Consider the following 14,823-nt stretch of genomic DNA (forward strand, 5'->3'; position numbering starts at 1 on the left):
AAAGACTATTTTTCATCTTTTTTAGGTTTTGCATCAACACCAGCTTCTTTACGTTGCTGTGCAGTAATTGGTGCAGGAGCCGCTGTTAGCGGGTCAAAACCGTTACCAGTCTTCGGGAAAGCAATAACATCACGAATAGAATCGGTACCACCCAAAAGCTGCAGCACACGATCCCAACCGAAAGCGATACCACCCATCGGAGGCGCACCGAATGAGAACGCATCAAGAAGGAATCCAAACTTTTCGCGAGCTTCTTCTTCACCAATGCCCATCACAGCGAAGACACGTTCTTGAACGTCGCGCTGGTGAATACGGATAGATCCACCACCAATTTCATTACCGTTACATACGATATCGTATGCGTACGCGAGAGCTTCACCAGGATTTTGGTCAAAGTTCTCTAAGAACTCCGGTTTAGGTGAAGTAAACGCGTGGTGTACTGCAGTCCATGAGGAGTTCCCCAGCGCTACGTCACCAGAGGCGGTAGCATCAGCTGCTGATTCAAACATGGGTGCATCAACAACCCAGACAAAAGACCATTCTCCGTCTTTAATAAGGCCGGTCCGATGCCCAATTTCGACACGTGCCGCGCCAAGCAGAGCACGAGAGGCTTTAGCTTCACCTGCAGCGAAGAAGATACAATCGCCAGGTTTCGCGCCAGTAGCTTCTGCTAGACCAGCACGCTCCGCTTCAGTGATGTTCTTTGCAACAGGGCCCGTAAGTTCACCGTCTTCTTGAATCAGGACATAAGCTAGTCCCTTTGCGCCACGTTGTTTAGCCCACTCTTGCCATGCGTCAAGAGTGCGGCGAGGCTGAGAGGCACCACCAGGCATAACAACAGCACCAACATAAGGAGCTTTAAAGACTCGGAAAGTCGTGTCTTTAAAGTAGTCTGTTAGTTCTGTTAGTTCCAGACCGAAACGCAAGTCGGGTTTATCTGAACCGTATTTTTCCATAGCGTCTTTGAACGTAATACGTTCAATAGGACGTGGAACTTTGACGTCAATGAGGTTCCATACGGCTTCAACGATGCGTTCACCAAGATCAATAATATCTTCTTGGTCAACGAAAGATGCCTCAATATCAAGCTGAGTGAACTCCGGTTGACGGTCTGCACGGAAGTCCTCGTCACGGTAACAACGAGCAATTTGGTAGTACTTTTCGATACCGCCGACTTGCAAGAGCTGCTTAAAAAGTTGGGGAGATTGGGGAAGCGCATACCAAGATCCAGGTGCTAGGCGGGCTGGAACGAGGAAGTCTCGGGCACCTTCTGGTGTGGAACGAGTCAGAGTGGGAGTCTCAACTTCAGTGAATCCATCTTCTGCAAGAACATTACGTGCAACACGGTTTGCTTCAGAGCGTAGGCTCATCAAGCGTGCTGGCTCGGGGCGACGCAGGTCAAGATAACGGTATTTGAGGCGAGCTTCTTCACCAACTTCTACGTGTTCGTCGATTTGGAAGGGTAATGGCGCAGCAGTATTGAGAACTTCGGTTTCTTTAACTTCAACTTCAATCTCGCCGGTAGTTAGCTGAGGGTTCTCGTTACCTTCTGGGCGTCGGGTTACTTCGCCAACAACTTTAAGAACATACTCGTTACGGAGGTGTTCAAAGTCTTGTTCATCGTGGAAAACGCACTGCGTAACGCCCTCACGGTCGCGTAAATCAACGAATGCGACACCGCCGTGGTCGCGACGGCGCGCTACCCATCCGGTTAGGGTGACGGTTTGTCCAATGTGTTCGGCGGTTAACTCGCCGAGAGTATGTGTGCGTAGCACTCGATTCCTTTCCACGGGGTATCACCTAATATTCAGGTGATATGTTCACGAAGATGTGATAGTCATTCTAGTCGTAATCTTAATATTCCTCAGCGAATGAAGAACTGAAAAATATTCAAAAAGTTATTTCTATAGAAAACTTATAGGCCGTACTGTATTTAAGCGTTTTCTGTGGCAATTACGCGTACTTTAAGGTCTTCATCTGCAGGGCTCCATTGCAGGGGATCTGCTGAAACTTGTTCTCCAGAGCGAATATCTTTCACTTCATGGGTCAGTTCACCATGTTCGGATTCATATGTGAACCAGACGAACGGGATCCCACGTTTTTCTGCGTATTTAATCTGTTTACCAAATTTGGTTGCTTGTGCAGAAACTTCGCAAGCAACGCCTCTTGAGCGTAGCGCCACAGCAACATCTTGAGCTTCAGACCACATCTCTTCATGGGTGAGAGCAACGAACACAGCAGAAGGAACTTTACGGGTTGGTTCTGCCATTTTCTCTGCGATGATACGTGAGACAAGGCGTGTAACGCCAATAGAAAGTCCTACTCCAGGGAAGGTTCTCTTGCCGTTAGAAGCTAGCGATTCGTAACGCCCTCCAGAACAAATTGAACCGAGCTTTTCGTGCCCAACAAGGACTGTCTCATAAACAGTTCCGGTGTAATAGTCCAGACCGCGAGCAATCGATAAGTCTGCTATCACGCGGCCAGGGGCACGTTTTGTCGCTTCTCCAACAACTTGCGCTAATTCAGTAAGACCTTCTTCGAGGAGCTCATGGTCGACACCTAAAGCGCGCACTTGTTCAACGAATGAGGTGTCTTCTGCGCTGATTTGAGCTAATGCTAAGGCAGCTTGTGCTTGTTCGTCGCTAGCGCCAAGCTCATCTTTGAGCAGCTGCGCTACTGCATCTGCACCAATTTTTTCGAGCTTGTCGATAGAGCGGAGCACCCCTGCTGTGTCGTCAAGTCCGATACCACGATAGAAGCCTTCAGATAGTTTTCGGTTGTTGACTCTGAGCTTAAAGTCTCCGATATTCAGCTGCGATAGGGCGTCAACGACGACTAAAGCGAGTTCTACGTCGTAGCGGAAAGGTAGGGTACCGTCGCCTACAACGTCTACGTCAGCTTGGGTGAATTCACGGAAACGACCGTCTTGTGGTCGTTCTCCTCGCCACACTTTCTGCATCTGATAGCGCATAAAAGGAAAGTTGAGGTATCCGGCGTTCTCCACAACGTAACGAGCAAAAGGAACCGTGAGGTCAAAGTGAAGAGCTAGTTTCTCTTTATCTTTTTTTGTGCCGTTATTTGAAGCGTCATCTTCAAGAAGTCGAGAGATACCATAAACTTCTTTGTCGATTTCACCTTTACGTAGTAGCTGCTCCACAGTTTCTACCGAACGAGTTTCAATAGGCGAGAATCCATGAAGCTCGAAAGTGGTACGGAGAGTATCCAATACGTGATTCTCTACCAGGCGTTCTTCCGGAAGAAATTCGGGAAAACCAGATAGCGAAGCCTTGCGAGCCATATGTTACTCCTATATATACGAGAAGATGAAGTCGGTGGTATTTGTTAGTTCTTCATTCTAGGGTACTCGGTTGTTTGCTATCCCCCAACATCAACAGGAGCCATCTGCCTAAAATGTAGTTTGAAACTCATTCTCATAGAGGTTTTTTCACGTGTTGCGTTGCTAGTTTTTAAAGCTGAAGGTATTCTAGAGAGGTACGCATTCGCGGTGATGTGCGCCTCTGATACGCAGAGGAACTAGCCGGAGAATGCGGCTTTTGTTTGTTTAACGCGCTTGTGCGCCTCATGTGAAAGAGTTATAGCGGTGACCACACAATCCGACGACAACACCCCAGTAGACCTCGATAAAGCACGCCAGTTTGGCCGAGTATCCGATGATGGACACGTTTTTGTCATTGTCGAGGGAGAAGAATACGCTGTCGGCCAGCTTCCAGAAGCTACCCCCGACGAAGCCCTCGCATACTTTGCTCGCAAGTTTGAAAATATCCAAGCTCAGATTTCACTTCTTGAAGCACGTGTTGAGCATGGTGCAGCTGTTTCTGATTTGCAGAAATCTGTAGAGCAGCTCGGCGCTCAGGTTGCTGTTCGCAACATGGTTGGCGATTATGCAGACTTGCAGCAGCGCCTTATTGCTATTACCGGAAAAATTGCTGAACGTGCAGTTATTGAAAAAGAAGAACAGGCAGCGGCACGCGAGGCTGCTCTTCAGGCTCGTGAAGAAATTGTGAGCGAAGCAGAGTCTATTGCTTCTCAAGATATTGAGAAGACCCATTGGAAGAACTCTCATGCTCGCATGAACGAACTATTTGATGCGTGGAAAACTACTCAGCGCACTCACCATCTACCCAAGAGTGTAGAAGATAGCTTGTGGACTCGTTTCCGTTCTGCTCGTACAACTTTTGACAAGCATCGTCGCGCACATTTTTCCTCTCTCGATGAGGCGAATGCTAAAGCTAAACGTATTAAAGAAGCGCTCATCGCAGAGGCAGAAGAACTTTCTACTTCTACCGATTGGGCAGCTACTGCAACAAAGTACCGTGACCTCATGGACCGTTGGAAGAGCTCCCCGCGTGCTTCTCGCCGTGAAGATGACGCTCTTTGGACTCGTTTCCGTGCCGCACAAGATCGTTTCTTTGAAGCTCGTAAAGTAGCTCATGCAGAACTAGATAAAGAGTTTGAAGCTAACCTTGAGGTCAAGGAGAAACTTCTAGAAGAAGCACGAGCCATTTTACCAGTCACTGATGTGAAAGCTGCAAAAGCTCAGTTCGAAGCTATTGCAGACCGTTGGGATGCGGCTGGTCGTGTGCCTCGCCATGCAGTACGTCGCATTGAAGGTGAACTTAAAAAGGTTCAGGACGCTATCTACAATGCGGAACATGCTAAGTGGTCTAAGAGCGACCCTGAGAAGAAAGCCCGTGCAAACTCCATGCTTGCTCAGCTAGAGGATTCTATCGCAGGTCTTGAAGAAGATCTGAAGAAAGCAGAAGCAACGGGTAATGCTCAGAAGATTAAGAAAGCTCAAGAAGCTCTCGACGCACGTCGTACATGGTTGAGCACGTTACAGGCATCTTCTGCAGATTTTAACGCCTAAAAAATAGTTTTCTGTACGGGAGTAACGGGCACACAACACCTCCGAAAACCCATACCGAAAACATGCACCGAAAAGGCTCCCCAGTAAACATACAAGGGGAGCCTTTTCGCGCGTGTTATCAAATGACACTATTAAATATCATTTATATGGTCTTATGGGCGATGGTGGGGTCTAGTCGTCACGTGTAGGCCCCACCATTACCCATAGGTAGAAAAGAAGATATCCACAGATCTTTTTCTACTCATAGTTTCGCTCAGAACCACCACATAATAAGTGTATGAGCAAATCACCGACCTCTTCTCAATCTTCTGTTTCCCTTCTTCAATCATTGCCCTGCCCCTTGTTCGTCGAGAAACACCCACGACGTGTTTTAGGAATAGAACATCAACAAGGTCTTAGACCTCCAACAACACCTATAGTTTGTTCTTCGCTAAGTTCTGAGCAACAAATGAAATTATATTGTTCTCAACTTCTCAATAAAGATACGTTTAACGGCACTCTGCAAGAGCTAAGGGTTTTCGCTCAGGAACATCGCTATCAGGAATTACTCCCCCATATTTACGCTCCTTCAGCTTTACGTCTCACCCCTTTATTGAGAGTTAGCGCGCTGAGCTTAAAAATCCCCCATCGATATTTTGCAAGAGGCAGAATATCTCGTTATAGTGCAGCCTGGGTATGGGGTTGTGTGCCCTCTCCTTGTCATGATATCTATATAGATTTTGATTGTCGTTCAAGAATCAATACTCGTAAAGCTCAAGAAGAGAACATTATCACTCATCAAAACCAGTTCTCGACCACCGACTACTTGGCTTTAGGACAAGTGCATGTCACTACCCCACTACGAACTGCACTAGATTTAACGATTCATCACCACGACGAGCCCATTGCCCGTCGCAGCGTTGAACAATTCTTATCTGCACCATCTTTTTCAGGGTGCACAGTCGAAGCCATGCACACGTACCTTGAGCATAAGAAATATCTTCCTCACCGTCGAAAAGCTCAACAGGCTCTTCAACAAATATCCCAGAACATCCCGACCTCACATCCTATGAAAGTTTAACTGGTAGAAGATTTTTCGTGTACGGGCTTTGCTCCTGTGAGACGATACACCTTATAGACTCCTTCAACATTCTTAAGAACATTAAGAACATGATCCAACATATACCGGTCACGTACTTCCACCGAAAAACGGTTAATAGCGAAGCGATCTTCACTTGTCATCACTCGAGCATGACAAATATTAATATGGTTCTCACCGATGGCTCTGGTCAGATCCATCAACAAGGATTTACGGTCTATCGATTCAACCTGAATATTGACCCGATAGACAGCCTGAGAACTTGACGCCCACTGAACCTCAGTTACTCGTGGTTCGTCCCCCATATTGCGCATATTAGGGCAGTCTGTTCGGTGAACCGATATTCCGCTAGTACGCGTGACGACACCAAGAATTTCATCCGGTGGGACAGGGTTACAGCACTTAGAAATTTTCGTCAAAATACCATCTGCACCGGGAACAACGATTCCGTTATCGCTGACTGTGCGACGAGAAGAGAACATATCTTCATCAAAATCGGATGGCAATACCTCAAGGTTATCGTCCTCATCGCCATAGTAGATATTTACGAGGTTTGAGATGACATCTTGAGCTTTGATATTTCCTTCGCCAATGGCATGGTACAAAGAAGCACCATCATTTTGGTGGAAAGTATGGGCTACTTGCATCAATAAATCTGCAGTCAGCATCTTTTGCAGAGGCAACTCATGCTGACGCATTGCCTTAGTTAATGCGTCGCGGCCTTTATCAATAGCTTCTAATCGACGACCTTTAGCAAAATACTGACGAATTTTTTGGCGAGCTTTAGAAGAACGCACAAATTTTAGCCAGTCTTCACTGGGTCCTTGCTGAGGGCTCTTTGACGTACGAATCTCGACAACATCGCCAGAGTTTAATCCCGTATATAAGGAAACTATCTTTCCGTTCACGATAGCGCCAACAGTTTTCTCGCCAACCTCAGAATGGATAGCATAGGCGAAATCTACCGGTGTGGCTCCAACAGGTAAGATAATGCCGTCACCATTAGGGGTCATCACCACAATCTCGTCAGTCTCTAAGTGATAAGCTAACTCTTCAAAGAACGCTACAGGCTCTGGTGTTGAATTCGATATCTCTGCGATATTTTGTAAAATTCCAGCATTAAAAGTAGAAGATTTATTCTCTGATTTTTTACGACCAGAAGCATCAATTTTTCCAAGATCTTCACCACGAGAAGCAGCCTTATATCTCCAGTGTGCAGCAACACCATACTCTGCTTCTTCATGCATCTTATAGGTTCGTATTTGAACCTCGAGAGGAAGATTTCCTGGACCAACAAATGTTAGATGTATCGATTGATAATGATTATTTTTAGGAGATTTAATATAGTCCTTAAAGCGTCCCTGATCCGAGGTCCATAAGGACATTACGTGCCCTAATACGCCATAACAAGTGTCTTCATCATCGACAAGGATACGAACAGCTAAGATGTCATGAATTTCGTCAAAACTCTTATTCTTCGACTTCATTTTCTGATGAATAGAATAATAATGCTTAGGACGCCCATGAACAGTAGCTTTAATACCAACTTTGGCAAGACGCTGTTCAATCGTCGTTTTGGCTTCATCCAAATATTTTTCGAGTCTAGGTGTACGGTCCCCCACCATGCGCACAATTTCACGATAAATCTCTGGAGACATCGCAGCAAAAGAAAGATCTTCTAGCTCCCATTTAAGAGCACTCAAACCAAGCCGGTGCGCTAAAGGAGCATAGATTTTTAGAGTCTCTTCAGCTTTTTTAGCTGCAGAGCCAGAAGGAACAAAACGCCACGTACGAGCATTATGCAACCTATCAGCAAGTTTGATCAATAAGACGCGAATATCTTTACTCATAGAAAGCACTAATTTACGAATCGTCTCTATCGAGGCGTATTCCCCGTAAGTTACTTTGTCTAATTTCGTGACGCCATCAACAAGATAAGCAACTTCTTCCCCAAAGTCTTCGATGAGTTGTTCTTGCGTATACGGAGTATCTTCTACGGTGTCGTGTAGTAGCCCAGCCACAAGAACAGGACCAGTGGCTCCCATCTCAGCAAGAATTGTAGTGACGGCAACAGGGTGAGTAATGTAGGGGTCACCGCTTTTACGTTTTTGCCCTTGGTGATATTTATCGGCAACGGTAAAGGCCCGTTGTATTACATCAAGATCCTCTTCGGGATGAAATTTTTTAACAGTGCGAATCACTGGAGCAAGTACTGGTGAATAACGTGTAGGACTTGTTCGTGAAGTCTGAACAGAACGTCCGAAAACATGACGAGTAGGAATACGCTCTGAGGCAGACATCACCCGATGTGATCCTCCAAGAGTCGTAGGAAGAAGGTTACCAACAACCTTTTGTGAAACAATATCTTGTGCTGTGTGTGCTGAATCCGCCATAGTGTTCATCCTTCCAAGGCTAGTATGGCTATTTTAGCCTTATATTGTTCGCACTATAACAAAAATAAAAAATCGGTAGCTATTTCTTTTCATAGCTACCGATTTTTAACAAAAATTATAGTTATTGTCTAATCAACGTTAACGATCCAATGAAATCGTGTTGACTTCAATGCGTATTTCGTTGAGAGAACTCTGCTCAGAAGTCTCAGAAGCATCTTCTGGTTCAATAACTTTTCCAGAACGAATATCTTCTACCATCTGTGTATGCTCACGAATTTCTTTCTCACCTAGACGCAACGCCGCATACATTGGTGCAGAAACATAGAGTGTTCCAATCGTTCCCACAATAATGCCGACGAATAAAGCTAACGAGAGGTCTTGCAGAGTTCCAGCACCAAGCATGAACGCACCAATGAAAAGAATTGCACCAACGGGTAATGCGCCCACAACAGAAGTATTAATGGAACGAACGAGAGTTTGGTTCGTTGCAAGGTTAATCTGTTCACCGTAGGTGAGGTCACGGCGTTTTTCAATGCCTTCGGTATTCTCACGAATCTTATCGAAAACTACCACAGAGTCATAGAGTGAATAGCTCAAAATGGTTAAGAAACCGATGATTGCGCTAGGAGTCACTTCAAAGCCTACTAAAGCGTAAATTCCGATTGTCACGATTACGGTGAAAAGCAATCCCGCAATAGCAGATAGAGACATCTTCCACGTACGGAAGTATAAAGCCATACCGATAAGAGCAAGAAGGACGAACGCGACAAGTCCGTAAAGTGCTTGTCTGGTCACATCGGCGCCCCACCTTGGCCCAACAAAGGACGAAGTGACGTCGTCTGCAGAAACACCGTACCCCTCTTGAAGGGCAGTTTTTACCGCAAGAGTCTCTTCATCGTTAAGCTGGCTCATTTGCGCCCTGATAGTTTTCGCAGCGATATGAGTCACTCGAACGTCAGAGGCTTCAGGGGCGTGCTCTGCAATAATTTTTTGCCCTACCGAAATATCGGTATTTGAAGTATCAGAAATCGTAAACTCTGAACCGCCTCGGAACTCAATACCTAGATTGAACCCTCCTTTGACGACGGGAATGAGAAGGGACAAAACAACGAGAACCATTGCAATGCTTAACCACAATCTACGTTTTCCAACAAACTGGTATGAACGCTGTCCAGAATGTAAATCGTTACCAAAACGAGCAAGTGCGTTAGCCACAATTACCCCTCCTTCTGTGTGCTCTGAGAAGCCTCTACTTCTTGAGCGTTTTCTTGGGCGCGAGCAGCAGCTCGACGACGTTCAGCGATACTCATATGCTCAGATTCTTCTGCAGTGCGCAAACGACCAGCGCCTCGATATAACGGTGTAGCACCAAGGGCAACAGGATCTAGGCCAGAGAATCGTCCGCCCTCACCAAAGTATCTGGTGCGAGCAAGAAGCGTCAGAACAGGATGTGTAAAGAGGAACACAACGATGAGGTCGGCGATAGCGGTCAAACCTAAGGTGAACGCAAATCCACGAACCGATCCGACGGAGAAGATGTACAACACCACTGCTGCAAGGAGGTTGACTGCTTTAGAAGCAAGAATCGTGTGTTGAGCACGACGCCAGCCATGATCTACTGCAGCGGGGATAGTGCGACCCCCACGAATTTCATCACGGATACGTTCAAAGTACACGATGAAGGAGTCAGCAGTCTGCCCAACAGCGACGATTAAACCAGCAATACCGGCAAGGGAAAGACGATAGTTAATAGACCACCCAAGCAAAATAATTGCCAGATAAGAGATAACACCAGCAACAATCAGCGATGCAATTGTGACAAATCCTAGTAAGCGGTATTGGAAAAGTGAATAGACAAAGACCAATAGCAAACCGATGACACCAGCAAGTAGTCCCATCTTGAGCTGGTCAGAACCTAATGTTGCAGAAATCTGCTGTTCGGATTGAATGGTGAAGCTAATAGGTAGAGCCCCGTATTTGAGCTGCTGGGCAAGAGACTGTGCACTTTCTTCTGTGAAGTTACCGGTGATTTGTGGGTTACCGTCGGCAATCACTGCTTGAGCTACTGGTGAAGAAAGAACTGCGCCGTCGAGCATAATCGCAAAACGGGCACGTGGGTCTTGCTGGTTTTTTCCGTAGATTCCATAAAGACGAGTAGTGATGTCTTTAAACTTTTCGCGGGCCTTTTCATCAAAGTTGATGTTAACGCCCCATTGTCCCGTTGATACACCATTACTATTGGTCACTTGAGATGCTGTCGCATTCGCAATATCTGAACCGCTCAATTCGACAGGTCCAAGAATATATTTTTCATGCCCAGATACTGCACAAGCCACAATAGCTTGGTGAGGGTCTTGGTGTTCGGCGTTAGGACTTTTCCCGCTTGTGCAGTCAGTTGCTTCATATTCACGCCAGAGTTCTGGGGTGACCCACCGTATATCGGAACCGTCTGTTGCTTCGCCTTCGGGGTGGGGAAGTTTATCGTCAGCGAGTTTCTTCTCGTCTGTAACAGGCTCTGGAGAAGTCGAGTAAATTACTGCACGAAAATCCATTTGTGCAGAGGCTTGGATGAGCTCACGTGTTTTCTGATCAATGGTTCCTGGTACTGAAACAACAACATTACGCCCAGATTGGGTCGTCACTTCTGCTTCGGACACACCGGATCCGTCAACACGTTGACGGATAATTTCAACAGCTTGTTCTAGTTGTTCAGCAGAAACTGTTTGGTCTTGTGCCCCGTTGACTTTAGGCGCAAGAATCATTTGTGTTCCACCAGAGAGGTCTAAAGCAAATTTAGCTCGCCATGACCCTCCGTAGGATGTGCTAGCAAAGATTCCAGCACATAAAGCCACGACTATCACAGCCATGGCAATCAGCGCTCTACTCGCTTTAGCTCGTTGGCTTCGCTTAGCCATACCGCCCCTTTACTCTCCCGACCTACATGCGTTAACTTCTTGATACTCAGCAAACGATGTGCTCAACATATTTATTCGTATTTGGTAGAACTTTTCTTCTGATGGTGAGTATCTACAATGTTCGATAACTGTGCATGTCATCACTGAAACCAAGAGGTATTTATCAGAAAATACTTCTTGGCAGAAAAGTTTCCACGCTCTATCGTAGTTCACGAACGAATAATCCGCATAGGTTGATGAGTCTACAGGGCATAAATTCAGACATATTTATGAAGATATGGCACCATTCATCATTTGTAACTACTGGTGGATACAAACATATAGGAGCAAGGATGACAATATATCAACGCTTACCACAGTAGAGTGATGACTACATGATGACCACTACGACAGTGATCAAGGCACCCATACTCGTAGAAAATCAGCCATACTGTAGCTCATGATATTTTGGAGGAATCATGGAAAATCACGAAGGTGATAACATACCAGTTCTGTGGCAAATGTCCGATATTGCTGATTATGCAGGTTTTACTCGTAAGAATGTGAGTGTTCATATGAAGGCTCGCCCGTTAAAAGCTGATTTCGTGTTACCTAACGGTAAAGCACTTTATTTGCCTGAAAATGCGAAAGAGTGGATTGATTCTCAGCCAAAACGTGGGAGCTATCGGCGATAATATTTTTTATTGTCCCTTTTACCATCAAGAAGACTAAATAGAAAAGTAGGTAACAAAAACCCTCCCGCTCCTGAATAACCGAACTAATCAGGGGCGGGAGGGCGTTACCCCCCCCCCCCGACTCTATCACAAAGGAAAAACATCATGACAGATAAACAAAAAATTGCATTATTTGCAACCATCGGCGCAGTAGCATTCCTCATCCCAGCCGTACTAGGTCACCCCTGGTATTTCCTCCTATCAGCCGTCATGGGAGGGGTCGCCTACACCGCCCTAAAAACCAACAAATAAAAAAGAGGCGGGGCTGAGCACCACACAAAAGTGATGCTCAGCCCCGCCTTGTTATTAGCCAAGCTGAATAACAATAACCTGACCAACATCAATAACATCAGGATTAGCAATACCGTTAAGCTCAGTAAGGCAATTGGGTAAAACCACATATTTATCTTATGAGAGTTGTTCTGGAGGTTCTATCCCCAGATGCTCCCAAGCAGCTGAAAGCGCTACTCTGCCTCGGGGTGTACGACCAATCATCCCCTCACGGACAAGATAAGGTTCTGCGACCGTCTCTACTGTTTCAACTTCTTCGCCTACGGCAATAGCAAGAGTTGACAGTCCAACAGGACCACCACCAAACTTATGAATAAGAGATTCAAGGACGGAACGATCTAAGCGGTCAAGCCCCCGCGAGTCTACTTCATACATGTCAAGAGCTCGTCCAGCTTCTACGGCGCTGATATGAGGGATATCGTGCACTAATGCCCAGTCTCGTACACGACGCAAAAGACGATTAGCGATACGAGGAGTGCCACGAGAACGTCCTGCAATTTCCGCAAAACCTTCAGCGCTAATATTCATATCCATAAGTCCAGCGGAACGGCGCAACACTTTTTCCAGTTCTTCTGTTGAGTAATACTCTAAGTGCCCGGTAAAACCGAATCTGTCTCGTAGAGGCCCCGGCAAAAGACCAGCCCGAGTAGTTGCCCCCACTAACGTAAACGGTGGAAGTTCCAGAGGAATAGACGTAGCGCCAGCACCTTTCCCGACCACAATATCCACACGAAAATCTTCCATCGCCATATACAGCATTTCTTCTGCTGGACGAGACATACGGTGTATCTCATCTAAGAATAAAACTTCACCGGGAGTCAAAGAAGAAAGAATAGCAGCCAAATCTCCGGAATGTTGGATAGCTGGCCCTGAGGTAATACGCAAGGGCGCGTCCATCTCTGCGGCAATAATCATCGACAAGGTTGTCTTTCCTAAACCGGGAGGTCCAGATAACAGCACATGGTCTGCTGACTTACCGCGCAGTTTTGATGCTTCAAGAAGTAGTGAGAGCTGCTGTCGGACACGTTGCTGACCTACAAAATCATCTAATGATTGGGGACGCAAAGCGGCTTCAATCATTTTTTCTTCAGGTTCTTCTTCTAACCCAACGAGCCGTTGCTCTCGATATTCAGGTTCTGTTGCGCGATGGTTCACCAAAGTATCCGTTCTTCATTCTTGAGGCGATAATGTTCGTGAGTGCTAATGACGGGTGCTGTGTTGTTGCCCTAATGTTGCGAGGACTTCTTTGAGGGCTTGTGGCACAGATAGCTTCTCAGGATGTGCACTCTTTTTTAGATACGACTCCACCGAACGTTCTGCGTCTTTTTCGCTCCACCCTAATCCTATGAGCGCTTCGAGAACGGGAGATTTCCATGCTATGCCAGTGTTAAGCGGTAGCTGATCTGTGTCGGAGTTCGCGTTGAGAATCAGCTTTCCGGCAAGTTCTAAAACAATTCTTCGAGCAGTTTTAGGGCCGACACCAGGAACTTTAGTGAACGCTTTATCGTCTCCTGTGGCAATAGCTCGTTCAATATCTTGGGCCGTGTGCACCGACAATGCTGCTAAGGCGATACGCGGACCGATACCAGAAACTGATAGTAAAAGGTCAAAGGCTTCACGCTCAGCCGGTTCTAAGAAGCCGTAAAGAGTCATGGAATCTTCACGAACGATAAAGCTTGTTAAAAGAGTAGTTGTCTCCCCTTGCGAAAGCTGAGAGAGTGTTCGAGCTGGGGTATGTACCATCAGCCCCCAACCATTGACGTCAAGGATCAAGCTATTGAGGGAAATCTGAGTCACGGTTCCCGTGAGGGTGCTAATCATAATCTCTATCTTATTCGAATATATGTACTATTTCCATTGTCCTCGCCCACGACGAGCACTTTGAGCTTCTGCCGCTTTCCACGCTCTTTGGGCTGGGGTTAGCGTACCCAACTGAGGGCGAGGCCGCGAACCTTGATGAGTTTGCACACCAACGCTCATATCAATACCAGAGCCGACCGTTGCACCACGCCACCCATGACAAATAGCAATAGCTAAAGCATCTGCGGCATCAGCAGGTTGAGGTAGCCTCTCTAATTTAAGGATACGCGTGACCATTCTTCCTACAGAAGCTTTATCTGCTTTACCGGAACCAGTTACAGCCGCTTTAACTTCTGAAGGAGTATGAAAATATACGGGAATGGAACGTGCAGCAGCAGCAGCAATCACAACACCAGAAGCATGAGCAGTTCCAATCACCGTATTGACTTGCTCTTGCGCGAATACTCGTTCAATGGCTAAAGCATCTGGCTGATACACCTCTAGCCATTCTTCTGCCGCCTGAAAAACAGTGAAAATACGTTGGTCAAGTTTCTGGGCGGGGGCGCTTCCTGCCACACCAACTTTCACATAGCGGGCTTGGCGGTTAGCGGTCATATCGATAACACCAAAACCGCACCGTGTCAGCCCTGGGTCTACTCCAAGAATACGGGCAGCGCCCGGAACTCGCGGAATACTCGCAAGTTTCGGGCGCTGTGTTGTGGATAGGGGCATTGTGCCTACTATC

13 protein-coding genes are annotated in these 14,823 nt (G+C 46.5%); 4 read left to right on the forward strand and 9 right to left on the reverse strand.

The window, feature by feature from the left end:
* Positions 1-5: 5 nt before the first annotated feature.
* Positions 6-1,775, reverse strand: coding sequence for an aspartate--tRNA ligase (gene aspS / locus ACN084_RS03225; RefSeq protein ID WP_419106030.1), 1,770 nt, complete (start codon positions 1,773-1,775; stop codon positions 6-8).
* Between the two features lie 158 nt (positions 1,776-1,933).
* Positions 1,934-3,298: a histidine--tRNA ligase gene (hisS, locus tag ACN084_RS03230; protein WP_419105887.1), complete on the reverse strand. Its 1,365-nt coding sequence runs from the start codon at positions 3,296-3,298 to the stop codon at positions 1,934-1,936.
* A 303-nt stretch (positions 3,299-3,601) separates the two neighbouring features.
* Here hisS and ACN084_RS03235 point away from each other — a divergent pair, with 303 nt between their 5' ends.
* Together ACN084_RS03235 and ACN084_RS03240 are read left to right on the forward strand one after the other, a co-directional pair.
* Positions 3,602-4,888, forward strand: coding sequence for a DUF349 domain-containing protein (locus ACN084_RS03235; protein WP_419101309.1), 1,287 nt, complete (start codon positions 3,602-3,604; stop codon positions 4,886-4,888).
* 685 nt (positions 4,889-5,573) lie between these two features.
* Positions 5,574-5,948 (forward strand): hypothetical protein, encoded by a 375-nt coding sequence (locus ACN084_RS03240; RefSeq protein ID WP_419101310.1) that lies wholly within the window; start codon positions 5,574-5,576, stop codon positions 5,946-5,948.
* On the opposite strand, the gene ACN084_RS03245 is transcribed toward ACN084_RS03240, so the two are convergent.
* The 3 genes from ACN084_RS03245 to secD form a co-directional block, all read right to left on the reverse strand.
* The gene (locus ACN084_RS03245) at positions 5,945-8,266 is read right to left on the reverse strand and encodes a RelA/SpoT family protein (RefSeq protein ID WP_419106031.1); all 2,322 of its coding nucleotides are present in this window, start codon (positions 8,264-8,266) and stop codon (positions 5,945-5,947) included. The genes ACN084_RS03240 and ACN084_RS03245 overlap by 4 nt on opposite strands.
* 231 nt (positions 8,267-8,497) lie before the next feature.
* Positions 8,498-9,574: a protein translocase subunit SecF gene (gene secF, locus ACN084_RS03250; protein ID WP_419101311.1), complete on the reverse strand. Its 1,077-nt coding sequence runs from the start codon at positions 9,572-9,574 to the stop codon at positions 8,498-8,500.
* A 2-nt stretch (positions 9,575-9,576) separates the two neighbouring features.
* A complete protein-coding gene (gene secD, locus ACN084_RS03255) occupies positions 9,577-11,274 on the reverse strand; it encodes a protein translocase subunit SecD (protein WP_419101312.1) in 1,698 nt (565 codons plus the stop codon).
* Positions 11,275-11,732: 458 nt separating this feature from the next.
* Here secD and ACN084_RS03260 point away from each other — a divergent pair, with 458 nt between their 5' ends.
* Both ACN084_RS03260 and ACN084_RS03265 read left to right on the forward strand, forming a co-directional pair.
* The gene (locus tag ACN084_RS03260) at positions 11,733-11,948 is read left to right on the forward strand and encodes a hypothetical protein (protein WP_419101313.1); all 216 of its coding nucleotides are present in this window, start codon (positions 11,733-11,735) and stop codon (positions 11,946-11,948) included.
* 144 nt (positions 11,949-12,092) lie between these two features.
* Positions 12,093-12,239 carry a hypothetical protein gene (locus tag ACN084_RS03265; protein ID WP_419103735.1) on the forward strand — a complete coding sequence of 49 codons (147 nt, stop codon included), beginning with the start codon at positions 12,093-12,095 and terminating at the stop codon, positions 12,237-12,239.
* A gap of 54 nt (positions 12,240-12,293) precedes the next feature.
* On the opposite strand, the gene ACN084_RS03270 is transcribed toward ACN084_RS03265, so the two are convergent.
* From ACN084_RS03270 to ruvC, 4 genes are all read right to left on the reverse strand, one after another.
* On the reverse strand, positions 12,294-12,386 hold the full coding sequence (locus tag ACN084_RS03270) for a LysM peptidoglycan-binding domain-containing protein (RefSeq protein ID WP_419105888.1): 93 nt from the start codon (positions 12,384-12,386) through the stop codon (positions 12,294-12,296).
* A 9-nt stretch (positions 12,387-12,395) separates the two neighbouring features.
* Positions 12,396-13,358 carry a Holliday junction branch migration DNA helicase RuvB gene (ruvB, locus tag ACN084_RS03275; RefSeq protein ID WP_419101636.1) on the reverse strand — a complete coding sequence of 321 codons (963 nt, stop codon included), beginning with the start codon at positions 13,356-13,358 and terminating at the stop codon, positions 12,396-12,398.
* Positions 13,359-13,478: 120 nt separating this feature from the next.
* Positions 13,479-14,099, reverse strand: coding sequence for a Holliday junction branch migration protein RuvA (ruvA, locus tag ACN084_RS03280; RefSeq protein ID WP_419101316.1), 621 nt, complete (start codon positions 14,097-14,099; stop codon positions 13,479-13,481).
* Between the two features lie 27 nt (positions 14,100-14,126).
* Complete coding sequence (gene ruvC, locus ACN084_RS03285) at positions 14,127-14,810, reverse strand: crossover junction endodeoxyribonuclease RuvC (protein WP_419105889.1); 684 nt, start codon at positions 14,808-14,810, stop codon at positions 14,127-14,129.
* Positions 14,811-14,823: the final 13 nt, after the last annotated feature.

The sequence above is a fragment of the Rothia sp. P7208 genome, assembly GCF_048512915.1.
In the GTDB taxonomy this organism is placed as follows: Bacteria; Actinomycetota; Actinomycetes; order Actinomycetales; family Micrococcaceae; genus Rothia.